The organism is Streptomyces sp. NPDC057743, assembly GCF_042798755.1.
GTDB lineage: Bacteria > Actinomycetota > Actinomycetes > Streptomycetales > Streptomycetaceae > Streptomyces.
Genome location: NZ_JBHVJX010000058.1, coordinates 21,468 through 29,104, shown reverse-complemented (window position 1 = coordinate 29,104; position 7,637 = coordinate 21,468). Strand labels below are relative to the sequence as shown.

Sequence of the window (7,637 nt, the reverse complement as noted above, 5' to 3'; positions counted from 1 at the left end):
CCCTCCCCGCACCGATCGGACGTGTCGTCACATCCAACCGGTGCAAGGTCGGTCGACACCAACCCGGTGATCGTTTCCGGTCACAGCACTAGCGAAGCAGCACGGCCCAGATACGCTCTGCTCCCCGTCGAGGCGCCACGGTTCGAGGCGGCACGGTCCAGATCCGCGGCCGGGTGGCTCGCCTCTGATCCCCGTCCGGGCAGCAGGGGTCTGGTCCACGCGCCCAACGGCCGGGCCAGCGACTCCGACGACGCCTAGCGCCGCCCCGCCCACCGGTCGGCGCTGCTGTCACTCAAGACGCTCACGAATGGGGCCTCCGCCTCCGCCGCCGTTGCCTCCGCCGTCGCGTGAAAGCGGGTTCGATGCGGCCGAATAGCCTCTGCGAAGCTCTTCATCCGGATGGCCTTCAGTCTTTTGCGTTGAGAGGCCGTCCTTTGTGGAGTCCGGAAAGTGCCGCCTCAACCGCTCCCGCCACCGAGGCGGATTTGAGGAAAATGCAATCGCCTTCAGGCGTGCCCGAAAGGTCATCGGTTTCAGTGTGAGAACCCGCCCTTCGGCGGCTGGCCGTGCTCTAGGTGCAAGGAGTGGAGCTGAGCCTGCGGCAGCTCGGGAAGCTCGTCGACGCACTGTGGCGGGACGGTGCGGACTCGGTAGGACGGGCTCTGGAGTGGCGTGCACGCACAAGGGGATGGACCATGCTGCTTGAAGGGCCAGTTCACTTCGCATGCGGCGATAGCATCCCGACCGACTCAGGCTCTCTTGTCCTTCAGTGCCCCTTCAGTAACGCTCGCAGGCTGGCGGTGGCGAACACCGGAGGCGACATGGCCGATCCACGGGCGATTCTCGATCAGGCGCGCCAGGGTTCAATACCGGAGAATTGGCGAGTCTTCACCAAGAAGCGAGGAAAAATTTCCGGCTTCTTTCATGGGACATCGCAGGATCCGGACCCTCTGCTGGTCATCACTCCTGACGGCGCCATTGAATACGTGAGCGAAAGCAAGTCGCTGGCGATTGTCAATTTCTGCGATGTGGCCAAAATAACCCTGCGAGTGACCGCAAGTAGCTTCTCTGATAGCACTACCGTGAATCTGTCCGTATGGCTTGACCTCGACTATCGAGACGGTAGGAAGGGAAAATGGCAAGCCGTGTCTTTCAAGAACGACTTTCAGGCGATTCAGGACTTCATCGAGGCTTACGCCACTCACAAGGCACTTCGAGGAGGCTAATACTCCGGTCGCAGTTTCCTCATTCCACTGGTGCTGCTCTCACTGCCTTAGGGTTCTCGGAAAGTTGCTGGTTCCAGGGCTTCGCCTGGTTCTTGTTCGTACCGCCGGCTCGTGGCCGTCGCAGCCAAGAAGGCCGCCAGGGCGGGTCTGAGGGGAGACTGGTGATGGCCTCGGAGAAATTTCCCCGCGGGGGCGGTCCCTTGCCAGAGGGGTGGGCTTGCGCCTCGAACGATCCTTGAGGCTTTTCTGAAGAAGGCCCAAAACGGCGCCGCGTGGCCCGAGTTGAACGCCGAGTACGGCTCCACGGGGCTTATCGGGCACTGGAAGCGCTGAGCGCCGGGTGGCTTCCGGTCGGTGGGGGAGCGGGGCATGGAGGCCCTGAAGGTCGCGGAGAGCCTTCCTGCCGCACCCTCCCACCCGCACGCCCCCTCACACACACGTCTGCGCCCCGGGACCGACCATCGGTCTCGAGGCGCAGACGTATAGGTGTGTGCGGGGGCAGCGCGTCAGCGCATCTTGCCGCCGCCCTTCGGCATCCGCATCCCCTTGGGCATCGGCCCCTTCGGGAGCGTTCTCCCAGGTGGCTTTTCCGTTCACTCTGCGGGTGTAGCCGCTTACCTGGGAGAAGGTCCAGGGAGGCCAACGCTGGCGGCCCTGTCTGACCTGGCGTCGATGACGGGGCCGTGGCGTGTCGGAGGCTTATGGTCCGTGTAGTACCACCGCACCGGTGCGGTCGCGCAGGTCAATTAATCACCGGCCTTCTGCCAGGAGTCTCGGGTGAGGAGGCGCCCGGGCACCTGGCTTGCCGCCGAAGCGGTCCGTCAGCGCTGCGTCCGGCGGATTGGGGCGAGAGGCCCGTGCGCTCCGAGCAGGGGCCTCTCGGGATTGCTCTCTGAGGTCAGCTCGGTTGGTCTCCGGTGTAGCGGTAGATGCCGCCGTCGGCGTTGACGTGCCAGACGGTGCCGTCGGCGGCCACGCCGATGTCTACGGCCTTGCCGGGGATGCCGATCCATGGGTTGGTGTCGTATCCGGTGTACCGGTAGATCTGACCGAGGGAGTTCACCCCCCACACGTGCGTCCTGGACCCCACCGAGATCGTTGTGAGGCCACCAGAGACTTGCAGCCAGTCAGCCATGTCAGAGTCCCTTCGCCTGGAACGGTGCAGAGGGAACTTGCTGCCTGACTGGGTCACCCAAACGACCGGGTATATGGATTGAATTCTTAGATCATCCAAAAATCGCCGTTTGATAAATTTCGCTCCTTGTGAATGTGGAGCAGGCGGGGCGCCGCCATGCAAACTAGGAGACCGGAAACGCTGTAACCCACACGAAGGTTGGAATGGCGTCTGGTTGACAGCCTCAAGGCGGGTGGCCTTGCTTCAGGATCGTTGCTTCCGCCCTGTTACAGAGTCTCCCCGTCTTGCTCGCCATTCGGTGGCTGGCCGTGCTCCAGGTACGCGGTGTGTGCCTGGGCTCGGGCGGCGATCGCTGCCTTTACGCGGCGCGCGAGTCGGGGGATCAGCAGCTTGTCGAGGTCGCTTACGGTGTGGAACTCGGCGGCTAGCAGTTCGTCGGCTGCGAGCTTGATCGCGGCCAGTTCGTCCGGGGGAAGCTGCCCGCCGTCGAAGACGTACAAGACCTTGTCGCCTTCGGCCTCGCTCGGGGCCCAGTCAATGACCAGCAGTGATCCGATGCCGGGAGTAATGCCAAGCTCCTCCTGGACCTCGCGTCGGCACGCGGCCAGAGGCGATTCCCCACGTTCGATGTATCCGCCCGGGATCTCCCACTTCGGCTTGTAGGACGGCTTGACCAACAGGACTTGGTCCTGGTCGTCGAAGAACAGCGCTCCCGCTGCCATCCGGGGAGTTGACATGCGCTGCTCGTGCTCGTTCTTGGCCATGTCGCCGACCCTAGCGGCCGTCGCCTGGCGGTCGTGAGATGCCTCGACCCCTGTCATTCGTTGTGCACGTCGTGTGACACTCGGTGGGGCAGAGCGAGGGGAGCGTGGCCGTGCGCGGCATGACTGACCATCTTGAGTTCGGCAAGCGCGTGAGGTTCTACCGCAAGCGCCGAGGTATGCAGCAGCGTCAACTCGGTGAGCTGCTGGGGCGATCCGAGGACTGGGTGTACCGGGTCGAGTCCGGCCGGATTCCCGTGAACAACGTCAAGATGCTGGCGGACCTGGCCGACGCGCTGCGGGTGCACCTTGAGGACCTGCAAGGAACGCCGGTACTGCTGGAGGACAGCGACGGGTTCGCGGCCAGTGTGCCCGCCATCCGGGCCGCGCTCATGCAGTCCCGGCGGCTGGCCGGCTCCCTGGTCGTCGGCAGGGAACCTCTGAGGCTGGAACTCCTGGAGGTGGAGCTCGGGACTGCGTGGGAGCTGTATCAGGCCGGGGAGTTCGCCTCCCTGGCTGACCGGCTGCCGCGCCTGCTGGCTGACGCGCGGTCCGCGATGAACGAGGCGTCGGGCGATGAACGCCGTGCGGCGCAGCGGCTGTTCGCGCTGTCATGCCATGTGGCGGCGGCGTTGCTGCGGAAGTTGGGCGAGACCAACTTGGCGTGGACGGCCGCGGACCAAGGCGAGATCGCGGCGATTGCTTCGGGCGACGCGGCCGCCATCTTGTCCTTGCGGCGGGGCATCGCTCACGTGCAGATCGGCGCCAACATGGCGGCGGAAGCGGTGAACAGCACTCTGGACAGTGCCGATGACCTGGAGCGGGGTTGGTGGGCGTCCTCCCCGGTGGCGCTTTCCTTGTACGGGACGCTGTTCCTCAACGGCTCCATCGCCGCCGCTCGGATGAGGAACCGTGAGATGACCACGTACATGCTCGGCAAGGCGGACGAAGCGGCCGAGCGGCTGGGCGCCGACGGCAACGAGATGTGGACCGCCTTCGGCCCGGCGAACGTGGGAATCCATCGGCTTGCCACCGCCCTTGAGTTTGAGGACTATCAGCGGGCTGTCGACATAGCGCCGACGGTGCGGGCGGTCGGGCTTCCCAAGGAGCGTCGGGCGCGGCTGCGGCTGGACGTTGCTCGGGCGTACGGGGAGACGGGCCGGACCGATGACGCGGTGGACAATCTGAAGCGGGCCTACAGGACCGCGCCGGAGCAGATGAAGGCTCACGAGTTCGCCCGGGACCTGGCGCGTAGGCTGCACAAGCGAACGCATCGTCGGGACGCGCAGCAACTCGCCGTTGCCCTGGGGGCGATCGCCTAACACGCAGCCCAGAAAAGAAGTTGCGGACCCGGAATTTTCTTCCGGGTCCGCTCGTGTTTGGGGCCCTACCTTCTTCACCGTTCGACGTCCCGTAGGCGTCTGGAAGGCGGTGGGCGACGGTGAATCGCAGGGCGACGGTCACCCGAGGAAGCGCGACCGGGGTCGGGAGCCGGCCGGTGGTGAGTCGCTGGGCTCGGCATCCGCGCTGCGTCGCGCTGGCACGTTCCGAGTTGCGCAAGGTGCTGAGCCGATGGGGGCTCACCGAGGTCTCCGACGATGCCCTCTTGGTGCTGTCCGAGCTGCTGACCAATGCCGTGCGTCACGCTCGGACCTCCCGCGGCCGGGAGATCGAGACGCGGTATTCCCGGGAGCCACGCGGTGTTCGTATCGAGGTGCATGACTCCGCCCGGAGCTGGCCACAGCCCCGTGTGCCCGACATCGACGCGGACGGCGGCAGGGGTCTGACGATCGTTGCCGCGCTGGCTGCTTGCTGGGGCACGGAAGTGCGGGATGGCGGCATCGGGAAGTTGGTGTGGGCCGTTGTTGCGGCCCCCGACGGAGGTGAGTCGTGATGGCGCGATTGTCGGTGTTGAAGGTTCGATGTGGCGACGTGGTGTGCGTCGGCGGCCGATGGCGAGAGGTCAAGGGAGTCCGGTCCGGCGTTCGTTCGTCGGGGCGCCCTATGGCGGTGCTGACGTTCAAGGAGGGGCCGTCGCTCCGCATCGACGCCGGGGAAGAGCTGGCCGTACGCCGAGGTGGATGGGGGCGGCGGTGATGGCGATCGCCGAGACCTGGCACGTCGCAGACTGGGGCCTGGACATCGATGCCTCGGGCAGTGGATCGATCTACAGGCAGCAGTGCATGACCTGCGGTGACAAGTCCGGTGCGGCCGCCACGGCCGAAGGGCCGGACGTGTGGTGCCTGCGGCACGCAGAACGTACGGGGCACACCGACTTCCGGTGCGCGGTCACGACGTTCTTCCGGGCCTCCCTCGTAGAAGGGGCTCAGTGATGGCTGCTGCTGACAAGTTCGAAGAGCAGGCGGAGGAGATCATCGCGCTGTACTCAGAAGGTCTGTCTGTGGCGCGGTTGCGGGAGCGGTTCGGGATCTCGGCGTGGGCGCTCTACGGCTTGCTGGGGCGTCACCGTGTTCCGTTGAGGGGCACGGCGCGCCGTGACTCGGCGTCGGGCAGGGCGGTGGCGGAGTTCGAGCGGCTGCGTGCCGATGGCATGACACATGACGAGATCGCGGACAAGTTCGGAATCAAGCCCGTCACCTTGAAGCGGGCATTGCAACAGAAAGCTGCCACGAGCCGCTGACGGAAGCGCACCAACCTTTCGGGGCTGGCACGCACTTCGCGCACAACAACCAAAGACGTCATACCGGACCACCCCGCGATCCTTGGCCGGGCGGGGGTGGTCCGGCTGGGGCTCACGAGCGCGAACCCCGGTGCCGATGGTACCGGGGCCGTCGTCGTGGGTTCATCCGGCGGGCTCAGATAAATGCGCTGCTCAACCGCTGGTCCAGGAAAGGGACGTGACGATATGTGCGACTTCGGGGGAGATGGCTTCGAGGTGGAGGGCCTCGATCCTGACGCGCTGCTGTGGGTGCGTGGTGTGGACTACCTGACCGGCTGGCGTGACGCTGCGCGGGTGGCGGGGGAGCTGGGCGACGTGCTGACGGCGGTCGGCGTGGACCTGGAGGGGGTGAAGCTCCGGGCCGGCACGACCGCGAATGGTTCGGGTGTGGTCCGGCTGGAGCTGCCCGCGGCTACCGCGCGCGAGATCGCCAAGCTGGCGCAAACGGCTGCTGCGCAGTGTCGTAGGGCGGGCTGAGGGGTGGCCGGCGTCGGGACGTGTGGTGCCTGGGTGGTGCGCTGTGCAATCGCCGGTGGTCGTGGGGACTTTGGGCGGGAGCTGCCACGGGGCGAGAGAACAGGGGGCCTTACGCTGGCCGCGGATCGGGCTGGTTCTGGACCTGCCCGCAATGGCCCGATCGGCCCCCTGTTCTTAGAGGCTCGCCCCGTGGTGGCTGCCTAAAGTCTCCACGGCCGCCGGCCCCAGCCACAACGCCCCATCCCCGTACGGCGGTTGTCCGCTGGTGCGCACTCGGGGCGGGCGGTGGTGTGTGGGCGGTGGGCGCTCGCCGGGACCGGCCGGCAGGCCGCAGCCCGGCGGGGCGGCCGAACCGCCCGGCGCGCCGCAGGCGCGCCCTTGAGTAAGTGAAGTCAGGTTTCGACAGTCGCCGGATCGTGGACTCAGACGGCGTGCAGGGTGCGGGGGGTGTCGGCGGTGAGGTGGTAGGCGAGTTGGGCGCGGTCGGCGCCGGTGCGCAGCTCTTCCAGGATCAAGGGGCGCCGGTCGGTGCCGAGGGTCAGGCGAGAGGCCAGCAGGATCGGGGTCGCGTCGGGGACGCGGAGCGCGTCGCGTTCGTCGGGCAGGGGCATGCGGGCGCTGACGGTCTCGTCCCAGGCGAGCGTGTGCCCGGCCGCGGTGAGCAGGGCGTAGATCTGCCCGGGTTCCGTGTCCGGGGCTTGGGCAAGTTCCTCGGCCTGGTCGGCGGTGGCGAACGGGATCAGCACGCGGTGCAGGGCGCGGGCCTCGGTGTGTGGGTCGGACAGCAGTCGGTCGACGGCGAACAGCGCTTCCCCTTCGGGGAGTTCGAGGAGCGGGCCCGTGGTCGCCGTGGTGGTGGTGCGGTAGATGGTGGGGGCTTCGGTCTGTTGCCAGTCGTGGTGTCCGGTGCGGAAGGTGGTGCCGGTGCGGGTGATGGTCCGCTGGATGTTTACCGCGGGGGCGGGGATTGCGCGGACGTAGCTGCCCTTGCCGTGGATCACCTCAACGAGCCCTTCGGCGCGCAGCGCGTCGATGGCCTTGCGCACGGTCGGGCGGCTGACCCCGTACCGCTCGATGAGTTGCGCCTCGGAGGGGAGCAGGGATCCCGGCTTGTATTCGCCCGCGGTGATGCCACTTCGGATCTCGGCGGCGACCTGCTGGTAGAGCGCGCCGGGGCGCTGGATTTCTCCCATGTCGGGGTCTCCTCATCACCTGTTGTCGACTGTCATGACGTTATCTGACGTCACTCGTAAGCATAAGTTCTTGCCCTGGCGGGTCAAGATGTGCATAGTGGATGGCAACTCGTAAGCATGAGTGACGTCATGTGACGTCTCATCTCTATGTGCTCAAGGAGGCCA

At 66.5% G+C, this 7,637-nt stretch carries 9 protein-coding genes; 6 read left to right on the top strand and 3 right to left on the bottom strand.

Features of this window, described 5'->3' with window-relative positions; all coding sequences use genetic code 11:
• Positions 1 to 695 precede the first annotated feature (695 nt).
• Entirely contained in the window at positions 696 to 1,226 is a 531-nt protein-coding gene (locus tag ACFVFQ_RS36190) for a hypothetical protein (protein WP_383424525.1), read from the top strand.
• A gap of 898 nt (positions 1,227 to 2,124) precedes the next feature.
• Here the strand turns inward: ACFVFQ_RS36190 and ACFVFQ_RS36185 are convergent.
• Together ACFVFQ_RS36185 and ACFVFQ_RS36180 are read right to left on the bottom strand one after the other, a co-directional pair.
• The gene (locus tag ACFVFQ_RS36185) at positions 2,125 to 2,418 is read right to left on the bottom strand and encodes a tectonin domain-containing protein (RefSeq protein WP_383424523.1); all 294 of its coding nucleotides are present in this window, start codon (positions 2,416 to 2,418) and stop codon (positions 2,125 to 2,127) included.
• A gap of 209 nt (positions 2,419 to 2,627) precedes the next feature.
• Positions 2,628 to 3,125: an NUDIX domain-containing protein gene (locus ACFVFQ_RS36180; RefSeq protein WP_383424521.1), complete on the bottom strand. Its 498-nt coding sequence runs from the start codon at positions 3,123 to 3,125 to the stop codon at positions 2,628 to 2,630.
• Positions 3,126 to 3,244: 119 nt separating this feature from the next.
• Between ACFVFQ_RS36180 and ACFVFQ_RS36175 the strand changes: the two genes are divergently transcribed.
• The 5 genes from ACFVFQ_RS36175 to ACFVFQ_RS36155 all read left to right on the top strand — a co-directional run bounded on the left by ACFVFQ_RS36175 (position 3,245) and on the right by ACFVFQ_RS36155 (position 6,279).
• Entirely contained in the window at positions 3,245 to 4,444 is a 1,200-nt protein-coding gene (locus ACFVFQ_RS36175; RefSeq protein WP_383424530.1) for a helix-turn-helix domain-containing protein, read from the top strand.
• A 176-nt stretch (positions 4,445 to 4,620) separates the two neighbouring features.
• On the top strand, positions 4,621 to 5,016 hold the full coding sequence (locus ACFVFQ_RS36170) for an ATP-binding protein (protein ID WP_383424519.1): 396 nt from the start codon (positions 4,621 to 4,623) through the stop codon (positions 5,014 to 5,016).
• Between the two features lie 202 nt (positions 5,017 to 5,218).
• On the top strand, positions 5,219 to 5,455 hold the full coding sequence (locus tag ACFVFQ_RS36165) for a hypothetical protein (RefSeq protein WP_383424517.1): 237 nt from the start codon (positions 5,219 to 5,221) through the stop codon (positions 5,453 to 5,455).
• Complete coding sequence (locus ACFVFQ_RS36160; protein ID WP_383424515.1) at positions 5,455 to 5,763, top strand: hypothetical protein; 309 nt, start codon at positions 5,455 to 5,457, stop codon at positions 5,761 to 5,763. Before ACFVFQ_RS36165 ends, ACFVFQ_RS36160 begins: the two co-directional genes overlap by 1 nt.
• A gap of 225 nt (positions 5,764 to 5,988) precedes the next feature.
• Positions 5,989 to 6,279 carry a hypothetical protein gene (locus tag ACFVFQ_RS36155; protein ID WP_383424514.1) on the top strand — a complete coding sequence of 97 codons (291 nt, stop codon included), beginning with the start codon at positions 5,989 to 5,991 and terminating at the stop codon, positions 6,277 to 6,279.
• 422 nt (positions 6,280 to 6,701) lie between these two features.
• Here ACFVFQ_RS36155 and ACFVFQ_RS36150 read toward each other — a convergent pair whose 3' ends face one another.
• Positions 6,702 to 7,472, bottom strand: a complete 771-nt coding sequence (locus ACFVFQ_RS36150) for a GntR family transcriptional regulator (protein ID WP_383424512.1) — start codon at positions 7,470 to 7,472, stop codon at positions 6,702 to 6,704.
• Between the last annotated feature and the right edge of the window lie 165 nt (positions 7,473 to 7,637).